The organism is Clostridium autoethanogenum DSM 10061 (genome assembly GCF_001484725.1).
Classification (GTDB): Bacteria; Bacillota; Clostridia; order Clostridiales; family Clostridiaceae; genus Clostridium_B; species Clostridium_B ljungdahlii.
This window is the reverse complement of the sequence record NZ_CP012395.1, coordinates 1,069,198-1,086,690: the sequence shown is the minus strand read 5'-3', so window position 1 is coordinate 1,086,690 and position 17,493 is coordinate 1,069,198. Positions and strand designations below refer to the sequence as shown.

General features: G+C 28.9%; 14 protein-coding genes. 9 read left to right on the top strand and 5 right to left on the bottom strand.

Translation table 11 applies throughout. From position 1 onward, the window contains the following. Positions 1-13: 13 nt before the first annotated feature. From CLAU_RS04800 to CLAU_RS04785, 4 genes are all read left to right on the top strand, one after another. A complete protein-coding gene (locus CLAU_RS04800; protein ID WP_023162059.1) occupies positions 14-742 on the top strand; it encodes a response regulator transcription factor in 729 nt (242 codons plus the stop codon). Between the two features lies 1 nt (position 743). Beyond that, positions 744-2,144 carry a sensor histidine kinase gene (locus CLAU_RS04795; RefSeq protein WP_023162058.1) on the top strand — a complete coding sequence of 467 codons (1,401 nt, stop codon included), beginning with the start codon at positions 744-746 and terminating at the stop codon, positions 2,142-2,144. Between the two features lie 387 nt (positions 2,145-2,531). Continuing rightward, the gene (locus CLAU_RS04790) at positions 2,532-3,500 is read left to right on the top strand and encodes a D-2-hydroxyacid dehydrogenase (RefSeq protein WP_013239650.1); all 969 of its coding nucleotides are present in this window, start codon (positions 2,532-2,534) and stop codon (positions 3,498-3,500) included. A 453-nt stretch (positions 3,501-3,953) separates the two neighbouring features. After that, the gene (locus CLAU_RS04785) at positions 3,954-4,628 is read left to right on the top strand and encodes a hypothetical protein (RefSeq protein ID WP_013239649.1); all 675 of its coding nucleotides are present in this window, start codon (positions 3,954-3,956) and stop codon (positions 4,626-4,628) included. Between the two features lie 179 nt (positions 4,629-4,807). On the opposite strand, the gene CLAU_RS04780 is transcribed toward CLAU_RS04785, so the two are convergent. From CLAU_RS04780 to CLAU_RS04770, 3 genes are all read right to left on the bottom strand, one after another. After that, on the bottom strand, positions 4,808-5,368 hold the full coding sequence (locus CLAU_RS04780; protein WP_023162056.1) for a hypothetical protein: 561 nt from the start codon (positions 5,366-5,368) through the stop codon (positions 4,808-4,810). Between the two features lie 39 nt (positions 5,369-5,407). Then, on the bottom strand, positions 5,408-6,130 hold the full coding sequence (locus tag CLAU_RS21075) for an ATP-binding protein (protein ID WP_242832253.1): 723 nt from the start codon (positions 6,128-6,130) through the stop codon (positions 5,408-5,410). 661 nt (positions 6,131-6,791) lie between these two features. Further along, positions 6,792-7,499: a LytR/AlgR family response regulator transcription factor gene (locus CLAU_RS04770; protein WP_023162053.1), complete on the bottom strand. Its 708-nt coding sequence runs from the start codon at positions 7,497-7,499 to the stop codon at positions 6,792-6,794. Between the two features lie 615 nt (positions 7,500-8,114). On the opposite strand from CLAU_RS04770, the gene CLAU_RS04765 reads away from it, so the two are divergent. Genes CLAU_RS04765 through CLAU_RS04755 form a run of 3 tightly spaced genes read left to right on the top strand, consistent with a single transcriptional unit; the run spans position 8,115 to position 12,455 of the window. Further along, the gene (locus CLAU_RS04765) at positions 8,115-9,185 is read left to right on the top strand and encodes an HD-GYP domain-containing protein (protein ID WP_023162052.1); all 1,071 of its coding nucleotides are present in this window, start codon (positions 8,115-8,117) and stop codon (positions 9,183-9,185) included. 16 nt (positions 9,186-9,201) lie between these two features. Further along, a complete protein-coding gene (locus tag CLAU_RS04760) occupies positions 9,202-12,051 on the top strand; it encodes a response regulator (RefSeq protein ID WP_023162051.1) in 2,850 nt (949 codons plus the stop codon). A gap of 41 nt (positions 12,052-12,092) precedes the next feature. Continuing rightward, the gene (locus CLAU_RS04755) at positions 12,093-12,455 is read left to right on the top strand and encodes a response regulator (protein ID WP_013239642.1); all 363 of its coding nucleotides are present in this window, start codon (positions 12,093-12,095) and stop codon (positions 12,453-12,455) included. Positions 12,456-12,611: 156 nt separating this feature from the next. Here the strand turns inward: CLAU_RS04755 and CLAU_RS04750 are convergent, their stop codons facing one another. Continuing rightward, a complete protein-coding gene (locus CLAU_RS04750) occupies positions 12,612-13,781 on the bottom strand; it encodes an amidohydrolase (RefSeq protein ID WP_013239641.1) in 1,170 nt (389 codons plus the stop codon). A gap of 331 nt (positions 13,782-14,112) precedes the next feature. Here CLAU_RS04750 and CLAU_RS04745 point away from each other — a divergent pair, with 331 nt between their 5' ends. Continuing rightward, on the top strand, positions 14,113-15,033 hold the full coding sequence (locus tag CLAU_RS04745; protein WP_023162050.1) for a GH25 family lysozyme: 921 nt from the start codon (positions 14,113-14,115) through the stop codon (positions 15,031-15,033). A gap of 70 nt (positions 15,034-15,103) precedes the next feature. Here the strand turns inward: CLAU_RS04745 and CLAU_RS04740 are convergent, their stop codons facing one another. Beyond that, a complete protein-coding gene (locus CLAU_RS04740) occupies positions 15,104-15,763 on the bottom strand; it encodes a helix-turn-helix transcriptional regulator (RefSeq protein ID WP_023162049.1) in 660 nt (219 codons plus the stop codon). A 595-nt stretch (positions 15,764-16,358) separates the two neighbouring features. Here CLAU_RS04740 and CLAU_RS04735 point away from each other — a divergent pair. After that, on the top strand, positions 16,359-17,486 hold the full coding sequence (locus tag CLAU_RS04735) for a BMP family ABC transporter substrate-binding protein (protein WP_013239638.1): 1,128 nt from the start codon (positions 16,359-16,361) through the stop codon (positions 17,484-17,486). Positions 17,487-17,493 lie beyond the last annotated feature (7 nt).

Genomic DNA, 17,493 nt, shown 5'->3' with positions numbered 1-17,493 from the left:
GGGGTGTTTTGGGGTGGATTTAGTAAGTAATACAGATAAAAAAATATTACTTATAGATGATGAAGAAGATATAACGGATTTAATAGAGGATATTTTATTAAAGGAAGGCTTTAAGAATATTAGGAAAGCTAACTGTGGATTGGATGGTATAAGAATATGTAAAAGTGAAAAGCCTGATATAGTAGTACTTGATATAATGCTTCCAGACATCGATGGAATAGAGGTGTGTAAAAGAATAAGGCAATTTTCTTACTGTCCAATTTTATTTTTATCTGCAAAAAATAGTGATGTTGATAAAATCGTTGGACTGAGTATGGGAGGGGATGACTACATTACCAAACCCTTTAGTCCAAGAGAAATTGCCTTTCGCATTAAGGCACAGCTTAGAAGACAGCAGTATGATGGTATAAAGGAAGACAGCAATAGTGAAAATGAGAATATAATCATTGGCAGCATTACTATTGATAAGTTGCACAGTCAGGTATATAAGGATGGTTCAGAAGTAAAACTTACAGCAAAGGAATATAAGCTTCTTTTATATCTGGCAGAAAACTCAAATAAAATAGTCAATAAGGAAAGATTATGTGAGGTAGTATGGGGAGATGATTATTTTGGATATGATAATACAATCTCCGTTCATATAAGACATTTAAGAGAAAAGCTTGAGAAAAATCCTTCTAAACCGGAAATTATAGTTACTGTAATAGGACTTGGATACAAACTTGTAAAGAGGAATGAATAGGATGAAAAAGTCAGGATACAAGGTAATATTTAATTTATATTTTAAATTTTTTATTGCCTTTCTAATTTTAATTTCAATTTTTTTAGGAATAGGGCTTTATCTATTAAATGTTAATATAAGCAGTGAGAATAGTTATGCTAACTGGAGCAGCTGGCCTGCATATTTTACATCTAATTTTTATAAAAAAATTAGTTTTGATAAAGGTACACCAAAACTTAAGGATTCAGCAGTAGGTGAATTAAAAAAGTACAAGCTTTCTTTTCAAATTGCTGATAAAAATGGAGATGTAACTTTAGAATATAATGAACCTAAAAGTGCCCCAAAACATTATTCTCCAATAGATATTGTTCAGTTATATAAAAATGGAGATAGTGCAGGAAAACATACTATATTTGTTGGAAGTGTCAATAACGGTGGACAAAAGTGGACGTATATCATAGGGTTTCCTGTGAAAATATCAAAAATAACCTTATACATGAATTATAACAAAGTTTTAAAGATAAAGTTTGTTATATTGGCATTATTTATATTACTTATACTTATTGCTGCAGTTTATGGTATATGGATGAATCGTACATTATTAAATATAACATCAGGCATAAGAAGACTTGCTTCAAATGATTATATTCCTATGAAGGAAAAAGGAACGTATAAGGATATAAAATGCAGTCTTAATATTTTAGATAGTAAACTTAAAGCCAGCGAAGATGAGAGAAAAAAGAATCAAACTTTAAGGGAGGAATGGATAGCTAATATTTCTCATGATTTAAAAACTCCACTATCTCCAATAAAAGGTTATGCAGAAATATTGAGTGATCCTAAGTATGATGTTACATCTCAGGATGCAAAAAAGTATGGGAAAACAATACTTAGAAATGCAGAAAATTTAGAGAGCATAGTTGAAAATTTGAATTTTACCTATCAATTGAAAAATGGAATGTTGCCTATAAATCGTAAAGGTGAAAATTTAGTGCGTTTGCTCAAGGAAGTAGTTATAAGTATATTGAATAATCCTGAATATGAAAAAAGAAATATTATTTTTAACTGTTCAGAAGATATTGTAGATTTTAATTTTGACAATACACTTTTTAAGAGAGCTTTCACTAATTTGATTTATAATTCAGTAATTCACAATAGTCCCGATACTGAAATAAGAGTTTCTATAAAAAAGGAAGATAAAATATATATAAATATTGAGGATAATGGAAAGGGTATGTCAGAAGAGGAAGTGAAAAAGCTTTTTGAAAGATACTATAGGGGGACTAGTAGTTCAGTAAGTGTTAAAGGTTCAGGCCTTGGAATGGCAATTGCAAAGCAAATAATAGAAGCACATGGTGGAAAAATTAATGTAAAAAGTAAGTTGAATGTTGGTACAAGCATAGAAATTGAGTTTGAGATATAATGTTAGTGACTCAACTTTTGCAGTTTAGAAAAATTGCGAAGCAATTTTTTTAAATAACAAAGAACAAAGTTCAAATATCAAATAAGGATAATTTTCTTTCTAACGTCAGAAAATATTTAAATTATAGATTTCCTGAGGTACGATGGAAATCATCTTTATTTGTTCTTTGTTATTTGAACTTTGTTATTTTCAACAGCTTTGCTTCGCATTATTTTAATATTAGACCAAAATTTCGTATGGGAGAGTAGGGGAAAATTTATATAAATTCAGTAGAACAAGATGAATAGATACCATATATAGTAAAATATTTCATATTTCACTAGGGAAAGATTTATTAAATTGCTAATTGCATTGTAGTATAATGGATGTTATAAGGAAGTGGTAGATATGAGGATTTTAGTTGTGATTCCACTAAATGAAGATGAAAAAGAAAGACTTCAAGCAAAAATGCCAGAAGCGGAGTATATTTTTATATCAAATAAAGAAATTAGCGATGAAATTGTAAAAAGTGCTGATATAATTATTGGAAATGTTCCTCCAGAATACATAAATGGAAGTAAAAAGCTTAAATGGCTTCAGTTAAACAGTGCAGGTACTGATGGATATTGCGAAGCTGGTGTAATTCCTGAAGGAGCATATCTTACAAATGCATCAGGTGCCTATGGTCTTGCAATATCTGAACATATGCTGGGTATGCTGCTTGAAATTAAAAAGAAGCTGAACTTATATTATATAAATCAGAAAAAGCATCTGTGGAAAGATGAAGGAAATGTTACTTCAATAGAAGGAAGTACTACATTAGTTGTAGGACTTGGTAATATTGGAGGAGATTTTGCAAGGAAGATGAAAGCACTTGGAAGTTATACTATAGGTATAAAAAGGACCAAAGGACAAAAACCGGAATATATTGATGAATTATATACAATGGAGGCTCTGGATGAACTTTTGCCTAAAGCTGATATAGTGGCTTTGAGTCTTCCAGGAACAAAGGATACTTATCATTTGTTTAATAAGGATAAGTTTAATTTAATGAGGAAAGATGCAATCATTCTTAATGTAGGAAGAGGAAACTGTGTATGTACTGAAGATTTATGCGATGCCCTTGAAAATGGAGTTATTGGTGGAGCAGGTCTTGATGTAACGCAGCCAGAACCGCTGCCATCTGAACATAGATTATGGGATGCCCCAGGGGTTGTTATTACTCCTCACATATCAGGATTTTTTCATCTTCCAGAAACTTTAAGAAGAATTGTTAACATAAGTATTGAAAATCTTGAATATTTTAAAAATCAGCAGCCATTAAAGAATATAGTGGATTTTAAAACTGGTTACAGAGTTAATAAGAAGAAAGTTTAATAGAAGTATATTAAATTATTTATAAAGTCATAAGTAAAAGATATTAATAAATATAATGTTGCATAGAGTGATAATGGTAGTTATAATTGTTTATCACTTTTTTATTATAGTAAAATTGACTCAAAATAGTATTTGAAATTTTTAGTTTTATAATATACTTCTTAAATACCCATAAGAGAACTTACGCCTGAAATTTTCATAATTTTACCTCCGAAATTCTATTTATTTTCTATATTAATTGAAAATTTTGCATGTGCAAAAGTTGAGTTGTGATATAATATAAAGGATTATATAAAAATACATTATTGGAAATACCAGGTTATGTAATAAATACAAAATAATATACAATAAGATTAAGAGGTTATGATTTATGAAGTTTTCAACATATGATTTTATTTCCATGTCAGAGGATAGGGTTAATGAGAATATTACCTATGCAGAGGACAATTATGGTTGGTTATAGATGGTGCAACAGGACTTAACAAAACTAATCTGACAGGTTCTAAAGGTGATGTGTATTGGTTTGTTAATGAATGGAATAATTATCTTAAAGATAATATTTTAGATAAATCAAAAGATATTAAAGAAATTGTTTCTAAAGGAATGGATTTTATAGGTAATAAATTTAATAAAATTTCTTCACTAAAATATCCTGATAAAGTTGATTTGCCAGCTGCTTCTATAACTATAATTAGAATTAACAATAATAAAGTAGAATATTTTTTACTTGGAGATTGTACACTTATAGTTGAGAATAATAATGGAAAGTCAAGTATTATTAAACAGACTTTGCTTGATAAACTGGATAATATAGCTAAAGCTGAAATGAACAAGTTAATGTTAAATGAAGGAATAAGTTTTGTTGAAGCTAGACAGAGGATAAATCCACTGCTTATTAAACATAGATTGCTTAAAAATACTCCAGAAGGTTACTGGACATTAGAATTTGATAAAAGTGCAGTAGAAAATTCTCTTTATGGGTATTTGGATTTGGAAGAATGTAAAAAGGCTTTATTAATGTCAGATGGGTTTTCAGCAATTTTTGATAATTACAAATATATGGAGACTGATAACCTTATTTCAATTATTGAAAAACAAGGATTGCATCAAGTGTATAAGACTTATTGAAAATGAGGATGCAGATGTAGTGAAATTTCCTAGATTTAAAAAAAGTGATGACTCATCTGCAGTGATATTTTTACAATAAATTTAAGTGGTATTGTGCTAAAAATAAGGGACTGTTACATTAAGAATAAATATTACAACATATTATATATAAATTTTTTAATGTTACAATCCCTTTATTTTTAAGCTAGAATATTTGTCTCGTAAGTTGGTAAATCTTCATTTTCTGATGATTTATATACAGCAAGTGCGGTTTTTATATGAGTATTATTTTTTTTATTGCTTATAGATTCAGATACATTAGAAATTTTAGAAGAACTTTTTAATGTATTCTTTATTTTTAATTTATTTGTAATACCAGTTTGCGTAGTGATATTATCTAATTGTTCTGGAATAGATTTATTTTTATTAGAAATATGCTTATTATTTTTAGCTTTTTTTCCAGAATTAGTTTTTTTAGTTTTTCCTTTCATCTTTGCAGATTGTTTTTCCTGTATTTTAGCTTCAATTGATTGGAGTTCACTTTTTAAAGGACTAATCAATTCATCTTTAGCCTTTGATGATGTAAAATCACCTTTTATACTACTAATTTTACTGTTTAAACTTGATTTTTTTTGTTCAAGACTTTGTATTTCATTATCAATTTGATTTTCATTTCCATCAATATCCTTTGGAGAATCATCATTGGAGCTGTTAAAAGTATTGTTTAACATTGGATTATAAGTAGTTGAATTAATTTGCATACAAAACATTCCTTTCTTAAAGCAGTCCTCAATTAATCACTAATTATTTTTTACTTTAAGCATAATATTTAAAATAAATTTATTTTTTCCTGATATGATATCTAAAATTCCATTATATTTTTTTACTATAGTTTCTATATTAGATATTCCTATGCCGTGACTATTTTTATTCTTTTTTGTACTTATAATTTTATTATTCTTATATTGAAGTTTATTTGTGGAGGTATTTGAAACTTCTATTAGCAAATATAAATCGTGGATATAAGAATTAATGGTGATTTTCTTGTTAATAGTTTCGTCTTCAATTTTCATACAAGCTTCAATTGCATTATCTAAACAATTGCTTAATATTACGCATAAGTCTACAGAATCAAGTGTAATTTTGTCAGGTACGATAAAGTTACAAATAAATTCAATATTATTCATTTTAGCAATATTGTATTTTTCATTTATAATGGCATCAGAAATTACATTTCCTGTTTTGATTTTATAGTTCAATTTTTTTATAGTTTGTCCAAGTGTGTATAAATACTTGTTTATTTCTTTTGTGTTTCCATTTTCGGCTAAAATCTTTAAACAAAGTAAATGATTATTTATGTCATGCTTAACACTACGTATACTACTATAGAGAGCTTCAAGATTTTTACTATGGTTAATTTGAAGTTTAAACTGTTGTTCCATTAATAAGTTTGTTTGTTCAATTTCCTGTATTTCAATTACTTTTTTAAAGATGTATGCATTAATAAGTATAGAGATTAACAATATAATACATACAAATGGCACGACAAAGTAAATCTTGGGAAAAATTGAAAAAAGATAATAGCTTTTATTATCAACATGAATATATTGAGTAAAATAAAAAATTAATATCAAGCTATAAGTTGCAAAACAAGGAACAAACAAATATAAGCTTTGGTAAGCATCTACAATTTTTTCTTTAAAGTTCAAAAATTTATTTATTTTTTTCAATAAGATAAACAATATAATTAAGTTTAAAGATTCTCTAGTAATGTTTATCAGAAAAAGAACAGAAATATTCAGTATTGAACTCATATTTAAATTATAAATACAAGATGAAACATAATAATCAAAGTTTAAAAAAATAGTGTAAGTAAGTAATAAAATTGTAGTTGGAACAATTGAAGCATAAAGTTTTAACACAAAATTACCAGGATATAAATAGTATAAAAATATAAAACAAAGCAAATCATTTATAATAAATGTTAATGGAGAAGGAAATTGTATTTTGTAAGTTAAAATATTAAGAAACAATAGAGAAATTACAAAAAAGATACATTTCCATATTTTATTTTCAAAATCTAGGAAGTTATTAAAAAAACGTATTTGTATTATATAATGAAAAGGAAGGACAATTAAAGTGGATAAAAGTCCTAATGTGTTAATAATCTGAAGATTATTCATATTATTGTCCTAAACTTTTTAGATAATACATAAATGCTTTTGAAAAATCAGAAAGCTTGTATTTGGAAATATATATTTTTTCCTCATTTTTCAAAGTTATAAATACATTATCATAACTTTTTACATATTTTAAATTTACAATATAACTCCTATGACATTTAAAAAAATTAAAATTCTTTAATTCATCTTCTATATCAGATAATTTGTGATAATACTCAATAACATCATAAGTAGTGTGAATTTTTATTTTTCTAAGTTGGGATTCTATGTATAATATATCCTTAACAAAAATTTTAGTACACTGACTAATTGTTTTAGCAAGAATAAAATTATCAGTTTCATCAATTTGTGTTAAAGCAGAATAAAGCACATTTCTCAATTTTTCTTCTGATATAGGTTTTAGAATGTAATGAAAAGCTCTTACATCAAAAGCTTCAAATACATATTCTTTAAGTGCAGTTATAAATATAATAATTGCTTCTTTATTTAAAGCTCTAATTTTTTTAGCTGTTTCTATTCCACTTAGCTTATCCATACCTATATCTAGAAAATATAAATTCATTTTTAATTTTGACTGCAGAAGATCTTCACCATTTTCATATTGAAATATTGAATACATTGTATTTTTAAGTTCTAACGCTTTTTTTAACATACCTGAAATTTGAATTCTGTGACATTCTTCATCATCGCAAAGTCCTATCTTTAGCATAAGCTCACCTCAGCTGTAATTATATCATACATAGATAATTTTCTAATAAAAAATAATCCTCTAAGATTAGTGAAAAAATAAAGACTGCATTTTTTATACAAGTCTTATTTCGTGAATTATTTTTTTTATTTCATTACAATGTAATGAGTAGGGGAGAAGAATGTAATGATTGGATTTTAATGAAAAATATATCATGATGATTTACTAAAGAAAATCATATAAATTTTAGGGGAAGCTAGCAGCTTCCCTTGCTTTTATTTAACATGTTGTTTGACAGTACTGTGTGCAGAACTACTTCCAGATGTTGTCTGTGTAGTAGTTTGATTACAGTGATATGCAGATAAATAAGCATTAGTTATTGCAGTAGCCTGTGATTGAGTGATTGTCCCATTGAATACTAAACTATTCAATGGATTTGTTTGAGAAATTAAATATAAAACCATTTACTCTACAGGTTTTTCATGTAGTAAAAAGTTTAAGAATATGCTAATATATTTAAATAATAATGATTGCTAATGGTGTTTTTCTTTTATGTTTAGTTGGCAAAGAGATACTATATTTTTTATAAGAAATTTTGATTATTAAAAAAATTAATTATTTCATTTGGAGGTGTATATGAGAGTTATTAGTGTCTCCAGCCTGAAGGGGGATGAAATCCTTGGAAGGCAAATTTATGATGAATTCGGTAGAGTTTTACTTAATATAGGAGTAAAATTAAAACCTTATTATATTAAGAGAATTAAAGAAATTGGAATTAACTGTGTATATATTGATGATGATATATCGAAAAATGTGATTATTGAGGAAAGCGTTTCTCAAAAGACAAGGCAAATGAGTAAACATGCTGTTAGGGAAATGATTGGAACATATTGTCGAGAAGGAAAAACTGATAATAGTAGTATTATGAATTCAGTAGATTCAGTAATTGAGGATGTGGTATCGAATAAAGAGGTTTTGATAAATGTTGCAGAAATAAGTGCAAGTGATAACAATATATATTCCCATTCAGTAAATGTTTGTGTATTAGCTACAATAATAGGAACTCATATGGGGTACAGTGTAATGAAGCTTAAAGACATAGCTACAGGTGCTCTGCTTCATGATATAGGTAAGATAAAAATTATGAATGATAGGAAACTTTTAGATAATTTTAAGACTAAGGAAGAATTAGACAAATACATTACATTAATGCATCCAAAGGTCGGCTATGATTTTTTAGGATCACAGTATATTTGGAATGCATCCGTCAAGGTAGTTGCATTAATGCATCATGAAAGAAGTGATGGCAGCGGGTACCCTTTAAAATTACAAGGTGATGAAATAAACAAAATTGCAAAGATGATATCCATATGTGACGTATTTGATAATATGATATCAGGTAGAAATGGTTTGAAAAGTAAAAGTGTCAACGAGGTTATTGAATATCTTGTTGGTATGAGTAATACTTATTTTGATGCAGAAATGGTAAGAAAGTTCACTATGAATATAGCTGCTTTTCCAACAGGAAGTGGAGTTATTTTAAGTTCAAATGAAAAAGGCTTAGTAGTAAAGCAAAACAATTCAATGCCAATGAGACCTGTGGTAAAAGTTATATATGATAAAGCTGGAAATTTGCTTTTAGAACCTTATGAAATTGATTTATTAAAAGAATTAACTCTTTTTATTACGAAAACCTGTGAGCTTTAAATTTAGGGGGGATTTTATGAAAGGTGAAGGCAATTACCCAAATGTTAACTATTCCAGTGGTTTCCTGAAATTAATTCATAATACTTTTCAGAAATTTTTAGATGTAAATAGTAATAATTATCAGATTGAGTTAAAAAAATCGCTGGAGGAAATAGGCTTATTTTTTGATTTGGATAGAATTTTTATCTATTACTTTTCTAAAGATCCTACTTTTATGCAAATAGAAAGTCAATGGAATAAGAAAGGTATAAAACCAAAAAGAGAGATTGAGGAGGAAGAGGTAGTTTATGCTTTTCCGTGGCTGATTCGCCAGATTAAGAATAAGGATTTTGTTGTGGTGAATAGTGTGGAGGAATTTTCTGACGAAGCAGTATTTGAAAAAGAGGCTTTTTTAAAAGAGGGAATCAAAACTTCTCTTATAATTTCATTAAAAAGCGAAAACAAGTTAATTGGATTCATAGGTTATGAAAGTTTATCAAAGCCTATGACATGGAAAGAGGAGCAAATTAAAATATTAATAGACATTTCAAAAGCTTTTTCGCATACAAGAACAAGAATTGTAAAGGAGAAAACATATAAAAAAGCTCTTAGTGGACAGGCAATTTTACTTAATAATTCTGAATCACAAATTTGGGCGTTAAGTAATGTTACTTCTTACGCAGCTGTTAATGAAGCCCATGCAAGTTTTTTTGGAAAGAAGAAAAGTGATTTAGAATATCAGGATTTATACGATATATTTGATATAGATACTGCAAATAAACTTTCTGCAAGCAATTGGGAGCTATTTCAAAAGAATGAGCCGGCAAAAAAAGAAATTGAGGTTAGAAACTTCAAGGGTGAAAATAGACTGCTTCAAATTAAAAGTAAGCCTCAGAAGGATAAGACAGGTAATATCAAGTATCTTATTTGCACTGCTGAGGATATCACAGAGCAGAGATTAGCAGAAAGAGAGTTATACAAGGCAAAAGAACAAGCAGAAGCAGCAAATATTGCAAAGAGTCAATTTCTTGCAAATATGTCTCATGAAATAAGAACTCCAATGAATGGAATATTTGGATTCCTCGATTTACTTCAATCAACTAATTTGTCTTTAGAACAAAAAGACTTTATACGTGAAGCAAAATCTGCTTCGAAGGTATTATTGTATATTATTAATGATATATTGGATTTTTCAAAGATTGAAGCTAAAAAGCTAACCATGGAAAAGATTAGATTTAATTTAAGAAATACTATTGAAGATGCGGTTTCACTACTTGTCCCTAAGGCAGTAGAAAAAGGACTTGAACTTTATACCATGATTAGTGAAGGTGTTCCTGAAGAGGTTGTTGGTGATCCATCAAGGCTTAGACAGATATTAAATAATCTTATAAGTAATGCAGTAAAATTTACTAATAAGGGTGAAATTTCTGTTACAGTTGATTGTTTAAAGGAAGAAAATGAAACAGCTGTACTTAACTTTGAAGTAAAGGATACTGGAATCGGAATTCGTAAGGATCATATTGATAATATATTTAAATCTTTTAGTCAAGCAGATACGTCTACAACTAGAAAGTATGGAGGAACAGGGCTGGGGCTTGCCATATCTAGTGAATTGGTAAAAATGATGGGCGGTGAAATTCACGTTGAAAGTATATTTGGAAAAGGGTCTATATTTAAGTTCGATGTGAGATTGAAGATTGTAAAAAGAGCCTCAGGGCAGAAATTTGCGTTTGAAAAGCTTGATGGTATGAATATTTTAATTGTTAATGATGATGTAAATAACAGGAAAATTATTAATTCATATCTTCAAGAAACTGGTCTTAAAGTATTTGAAGCTGAAAACGGCAGTAGTGCCATTACCACAATTCTTTCAAATGCAAGTACAAAAAACAAAATAAACATTGCCATCATGGATTATCAAATGAATGATATGAGTGGTTATGAACTGGCCAATACATTAAAAACAATACCTTTTGCAAAGAATATAAAATTAATACTTCTAACTAGTATAACTCAAAAGGGAAATGCTGAGACTGTGAAAGAATATGGCTTTTCATCATATTTGAGCAAACCTGTTAGAAGAGATGACTTACTTGCCTGTATTGCTATGGTATTGGGCCTTAAAAAAGAAAATGGAGAAGGACATCAAGTTATAACGAAACATATAGTTAAAGAAGTTAAAAATGCATTAGAACCAAGAATTTTATTGGTTGAAGATAATAAAATGAATCGTAAAATTGTTATAACTATGCTTAAATCACATGATATGACTTGTGATGTGGCGGTGGATGGTAGTGAAGCATTAAAAGCAGTGTTACAGAAAGATTATGATGTTGTTTTTATGGACTGTCAGATGCCGGTAATGGATGGGTATGAGTGTACATCTAAGATAAGGATGTTAGAAGGAGACAAAAAGCATACTACAATTATAGCAATGACTGCTAATGCTATGGATGGTGACTCAGAAAAGTGTATTAAAACTGGAATGGACGATTATATTAGTAAGCCTATTAATTTTAATAAGATGTTTAAGATGATAGAAGCCAATACTAAAACGAGAGAGTGTGTAGATGATTATAGTAAAATAATAGACGATAATATTGACTGCTTTGTTAAAACTACAGGACTTGGAAAAGATGATGCAAAAGAAATACTTGAAGAATATATAAGATGTTTACCTGATTTATTATCAGATATTAGCAAGGCTATTGCTGGTAATGATTTTGATAAATTGGCCTGGACAACTCACGAGTTAAAGGGTTCTTCTGGAACTCTAGGAATACTTTCTATTCATGAATTAGCAATAAAATTAGAGCAGGCAGCTTTAAAACATGAAATAGATGAATGTGCTAGATTTTTTGCTAAAATAAAAGATTTGCTTCACTAAAGAGGGTCTTTAAAAATTAGGGATATAAAGGAGTTTTTAATATGAAAAAGGTACTAATAGTTGATAATTCATCGTATATGAGGATGTTCGTAAAAAAGATTATTGAAAAGGGAGGGTTCCAAAGTATATTTGGGGCATCAAATAAACAGGAAGCAGTAGAGCTGTTCAAGCTTGAAAAACCAGACATTGTGCTTTTAGATTTGAATATGTCTGAGGTTAGGCTGGATGGTGTTGAAGTCCTAACTGATATAATGAAAATTGACCCTAACGCAGTTGTACTTATTATGTCAGCAGTAGGACATGAAGAAGTGAAAGATGAATGTATAAAACTAGGAGCTAGTGGCTATATTAGGAAGCCTTTTCATACTGAAACTTTATTGAAAACATTAGAAGAATATAAATAAATTTAATGAATACATAGTAACCGTATTAGAGAAATCATATGTTTCCCTTATAGTAGATAGTTAAATAACTAAATAGTCTACTATAGGGGAAATTCATTTTTCTATAGTATTATACCTATGCTAAAGCAAATATAAATAGGTCTATGCGGTACATTGTTAATTAGAAATTGTTCTTTCAAAAACAATTTCTCCATTTATGATTGTCTTTACTACTTTTGTATTTACCATATCTAGAGGATCACCGTTTAGTATAATAATATCTGCATCATAACCAGTCTTTATCTTTCCTATTCTATTATCACATCCTAATATTTCAGCAGCATTAGTTGTTATTGATTTTAAAGCATCTAAAGGCTTTAATCCTTCTGAAACTGCAAGTAAAGCTACTGGTCTTAGTTGATCTATAGAATTATAAGGATGATCCGTCATTAATGCTACTTTTATACCTGCTTCTACTAAATGCAGTGCAGAACTATAATTACGTTTTCTAAGTTCCATTTTTATTCTTGGAGTCAGCATAGGACCAAAGGCTACGGGTATATTTTTTTCTTTTAAATAATCGCTTACAAGATGGGCTTCAGTGCCGTGTTCAATAACGAGTTTTTTTATATTAAATTCTTCTGCTATTCTTATAGCAGTGATTATATCATCAGCTCGATGGGCATGAGCTCTTAAAAACATATCTCCCTTTAATAGTGGAATTACTGCCTCTAGTCTAATATTTCTTTCCTTAATTTTGCCTTGTTCCTTTTGTTCCATATAGTCCTGTGCTCTCATAAATAATTCACGTATTAGAGCAGCTACTGCCATTCTAGTTACGGGACAATTTCCTTTATTACCATAGCAGCACATAGGATCTTCTCCAAATGCTATTTTAAGACCATAAGGATCTTTAACTATCATATTATCAATTATATTACCATGAGTCTTTAATACGGTATTGAGCCCGCCTACTGGATTATTACTTCCTGGGCCACTCATAACACAGGTGACACCAGCTTTTACTGCATCCTTAAATGCTATGTCTAGGGGGTTTATTGCATCTATAGCTCTTAAATGAGGTGTTACTGGATTTGAGGTTTCGTTATTATCTAAACCTAGTTTGCCAGTAGCCTCCTCTATAATGCCTATATGTGTATGACAATCTACAAATCCTGGTAATACATACTGTTCTTTAACATCTATTGTCTTTAAATTCTCACATTGGAAGTCTATAGTGTCAGCAATCTGTTGTATCTTTCCATGTGTTATTAGAATGTCCTTGGTAAATTTGCTATAATCGTGATAGTTTGTTAGTAAACAATTTTTTAACAGTATTGGATTCATTCTCTCGCCTCAATTCAAACTAATTAAAAAGTTTTTTGAAAACAATATATTTATTTGTACAAATATATTGTTTTCAAAAATAAAAAAAATACACAAGTAATATATTGTTTCAGATTTAAAAATTAATTTTATATAATATGGTAATATTAAATTACAGTTGTAAATGTTTATGAATGAAGAGGTTATTATTTATGGAAGTATTCAAACCAATATTTTATTTTGAACAAATTAAAAGTTTCATGAATACACTAAAATGGGGGCATTGGCATAACAGTTACTAGACTCCTTTTGTCCTAAGTATTTAATAAGAATACAATAGGAGGAATGATTTATGAAGATAATGAATGGAATAGACGTATATGAAGGAGATAATATTTCAGATTGGAATGTTATTAAAAATACAGATGGTATTTCTGTAGTAATTCAAAAAGCAACACAAGGTCTATCTCGTGTAGATAGTTTATTAAATTATAGATATCAAAGAATTAAACAGGCAGGACTTAAATTGGGATTTTATCATTACGCAAATGGTAATGATCCAATAGCGGAAGCAAAGCACTTTCTAAAAACTATCTCAGGATTGGAAAGTGACACTGTTCTGTGGCTGGATATAGAGGGAGAGGAAAATTGGAGTAGGAGCAATGCTATTAATTTTGCAAATGCATTTATCAAATATGTACAGTCACAAGGTCGTAAGATAGGAGTATATTCTGGATATGCATTTTATAAAGATTACCTGGCAGGTAATATTCCAGATGTTCCACTTTGGATTGCAAGTTATGGCAGGCAGCCTTCCTTATATCCAGATGATGCTTCATGGCAGTATTCAGAAACCGGGAAATTAAACGGCGCTGTGGGATATGTAGACTTAAATTATTTTATAGAAGATATATTTACTGGAAATGTATCACCTGTTAAGCCAAATACTCTTGTACAGCAGATAAAAGCACTTCAGTATAACCTGAATTTAGATTATAGTGCAAAACTAGCTGTAGATGGGATTGCAGGGAATGAGACTATGGCAGCATTAAAAGGAATCCAGAACATTATTGCTAAGGGTCATAAATCTCATGTAGTGCTGTGGATACAACAGAAACTTGAACAATATGGCTATTTAAAGAAAAATTCCTATACTCCTATGGTTTACGATGAAGCCACTTTTCAAGCTGTAACTAATCTCCAGAAGAATTGGAGAAAAGCTACAGATGGTATTTTAGGTCCAGACACATGGAGTATATTTTTGAATAACTAAATTAAGGAAACTGTGAAAAGAGGTGCACCTCAAATGTTTTATACGTATCTAACATTTGGGGTGCACTTTATTACATGTATTTGTTTAAATACCTGTATATAGTAGGCTCGGAAACCAGGAGAGCTTTGGCTACTTTAACTACAGCCCCTTTCAAATTGAAAGCTCCTTTATCGTATAAATATTTTACTACACAAATCTTTTCATTAGCAGACATGCGTTCTGGAAGAATATTTATTTCAGATATAGCCTCATTGATCATGGTACACAATAGATCATCCACATTATCATAAAATTGTTCTTGTGTTTTTATGTTTTCATTTTCGCTCACATCGGTATTTGATACAAAACTTAATTTGTCCATTAAATCCTTAACTTTATTATAAGGTTCAACATCTATATTTACACAAAGTAATCCTATTATCTTGTTATCATCATTTTTAATAAAATAGCTTGAAGATTTGAAAGTTTTAAAATTACCTACTGCTTTGTAGTTAGCTGCGTAATTTTTATTTGTATAAGTTTTATTCTGAATTATATTGAAAACTAAGTTAGTAAGGGGACTACCTATATTTCTTCCTGTTAAATGACCATTTTTTATAAAAATTATAGAATTGTTAGGAGTAGTTATATCTTGTATTACTACCTCGCAGTTATCTCCTAGAATTTCAGAAATAAATTTAGCTACAGGTATGTATTTTTTTAATAATTCTCTGTTATTCAAATTTTTCACCCCAATTATTATTTAACTTATAACAATAAAGATAATAAATAAAAATAACAATATACCACTTAATGATAAAATTATTAAAATATATAAAAATACTTATTTAGATTATAACATTAAATTCACATATTGAAATATATATTTATAAAATTTTTTATAATATAGCACCTATAATGAAATATACAAACATACATAAATGCTTTTTTTAGAAAATAATAAATTTAATTAAATTAAATACATACAAAAGACTGTAAAAAAATTACCAAAATCATAAAAATGTATACAATACAGCACTATTTTTGACGTAAAAACGAAAAAATATTAATAAATTTATAATTTTACTATTGTATTATTTAAAATATGCAACTATAATACTTAATATAATAATATATTATTACTATTATAAAATATTATTGCGATAAAAATGATAAATAAGCAAAAACACTTTGTATAAAATAGCAAAATTATAAAAATACTTTCTCAACCACTAATTACTATATTTTATTTCTAGATATATTTAAAAAGTAAATGAATGATGAACTATATAATTATTCATTTGACTTTTGATAATATTATTCTAAATAATAAGGGGGAACTGATAATGAAGAAGAAAAAAATACTTATCTTTTTACTTGCACTTGTTGTTATTACAGGACTATTTGCAGGATGTTCATCATCTGACACAAGCTCTACGGGAGTAAGTACTACTTCTGAAGGAAAGAAAATAGATAAAGACAAGATAAAAGTTGGCTTTATTTATGATGGTAGTTTAGGCGATGGTGGTTGGGTTGATGCTCACAACGATGGAAGATTAGCACTTAATAAGATGGGAATCAAGACTATATATAAAGAAAATGTTCCAGAATCTCAGAAAGTTGAACCTGTTATAGAAGATATGATTAGCCAGGGATGTAATGTAATTGTAGCAGCTAGCTTCGGATACATGGACTATGTTTATACGGAAGCACAAAAACATAAGGATGTTATATTCCTACATAATGCAGGATATAAAACAGCAGATAATATGGGCGCATATTTTGCTAAATACTATCAATCAACATATTTAACTGGTATATTGGCTGGTATGAAAACCAAGACAAACAAAATAGGTGTGGTAGCATCTATGCCGATACCAGAATTATATAGACAAATTGATGCTTTTGCATTAGGAGTACAGTCTGTTAATAAAAATGCTGTAGTAAATGTAAAGTGGACTCATACTTGGTATGATCCTGCAAAAGAAAAAGAAGCAGGTAAGGCACTTGTTGACCAGGGAAATGATGTTATAAGTGAAGAACAAAATACTACATCTGCATTAGATCCTGCTGAAGAGAAGGGACTTGCAGGTATAGGATTTGATAGAGACAAGAAGAATGAAGATCCTAAAATGTACATGACAGCACCTGTCTATCATTGGGATGTATATTATAAACAGCAAATTAATGATTTAATAGCTGGAAAGTGGAAATCTGAGAAATGGTTAAAAGGTCTTGAGTCAGGAGTTAATGATCTTGCACCAATTAGAGAAGAAAGTGCACCTGCAGGTGGAAAAGAAGCTGTAGAAAAAGCTAAAGCTGATATAATTTCAGGTAAATTGAAGATATTTGCTGGACCAATTAAAGATCAAAAAGGTGAATTAAAAGTAAAAGAAGGTCAGATTTTAGATGACAATTATCTTGAAAAAATAGATTGGTTTGTACAAGGTATAAATGGTGCAAATGAAAAATAGGAAGGAA

What these genes read in the sequence shown, in the direction of transcription:
- CLAU_RS04765 (WP_023162052.1), top strand. Translation starts at nt 8,115, where the DNA reads ATGAGAGTTATTAGTGTCTCCAGCCTGAAGGGGGATGAAATCCTTGGA.
- CLAU_RS04745 (WP_023162050.1), top strand. Translation starts at nt 14,113, where the DNA reads ATGAAGATAATGAATGGAATAGACGTATATGAAGGAGATAATATTTCA.
- CLAU_RS04795 (WP_023162058.1), top strand. Translation starts at nt 744, where the DNA reads ATGAAAAAGTCAGGATACAAGGTAATATTTAATTTATATTTTAAATTT.
- CLAU_RS04735 (WP_013239638.1), top strand. Translation starts at nt 16,359, where the DNA reads ATGAAGAAGAAAAAAATACTTATCTTTTTACTTGCACTTGTTGTTATT.
- CLAU_RS04760 (WP_023162051.1), top strand. Translation starts at nt 9,202, where the DNA reads ATGAAAGGTGAAGGCAATTACCCAAATGTTAACTATTCCAGTGGTTTC.
- CLAU_RS04755 (WP_013239642.1), top strand. Translation starts at nt 12,093, where the DNA reads ATGAAAAAGGTACTAATAGTTGATAATTCATCGTATATGAGGATGTTC.
- CLAU_RS04770 (WP_023162053.1), bottom strand. Translation starts at nt 7,499, where the DNA reads ATGCTAAAGATAGGACTTTGCGATGATGAAGAATGTCACAGAATTCAA.
- CLAU_RS04780 (WP_023162056.1), bottom strand. Translation starts at nt 5,368, where the DNA reads ATGCAAATTAATTCAACTACTTATAATCCAATGTTAAACAATACTTTT.
- CLAU_RS04750 (WP_013239641.1), bottom strand. Translation starts at nt 13,781, where the DNA reads ATGAATCCAATACTGTTAAAAAATTGTTTACTAACAAACTATCACGAT.
- CLAU_RS04790 (WP_013239650.1), top strand. Translation starts at nt 2,532, where the DNA reads ATGAGGATTTTAGTTGTGATTCCACTAAATGAAGATGAAAAAGAAAGA.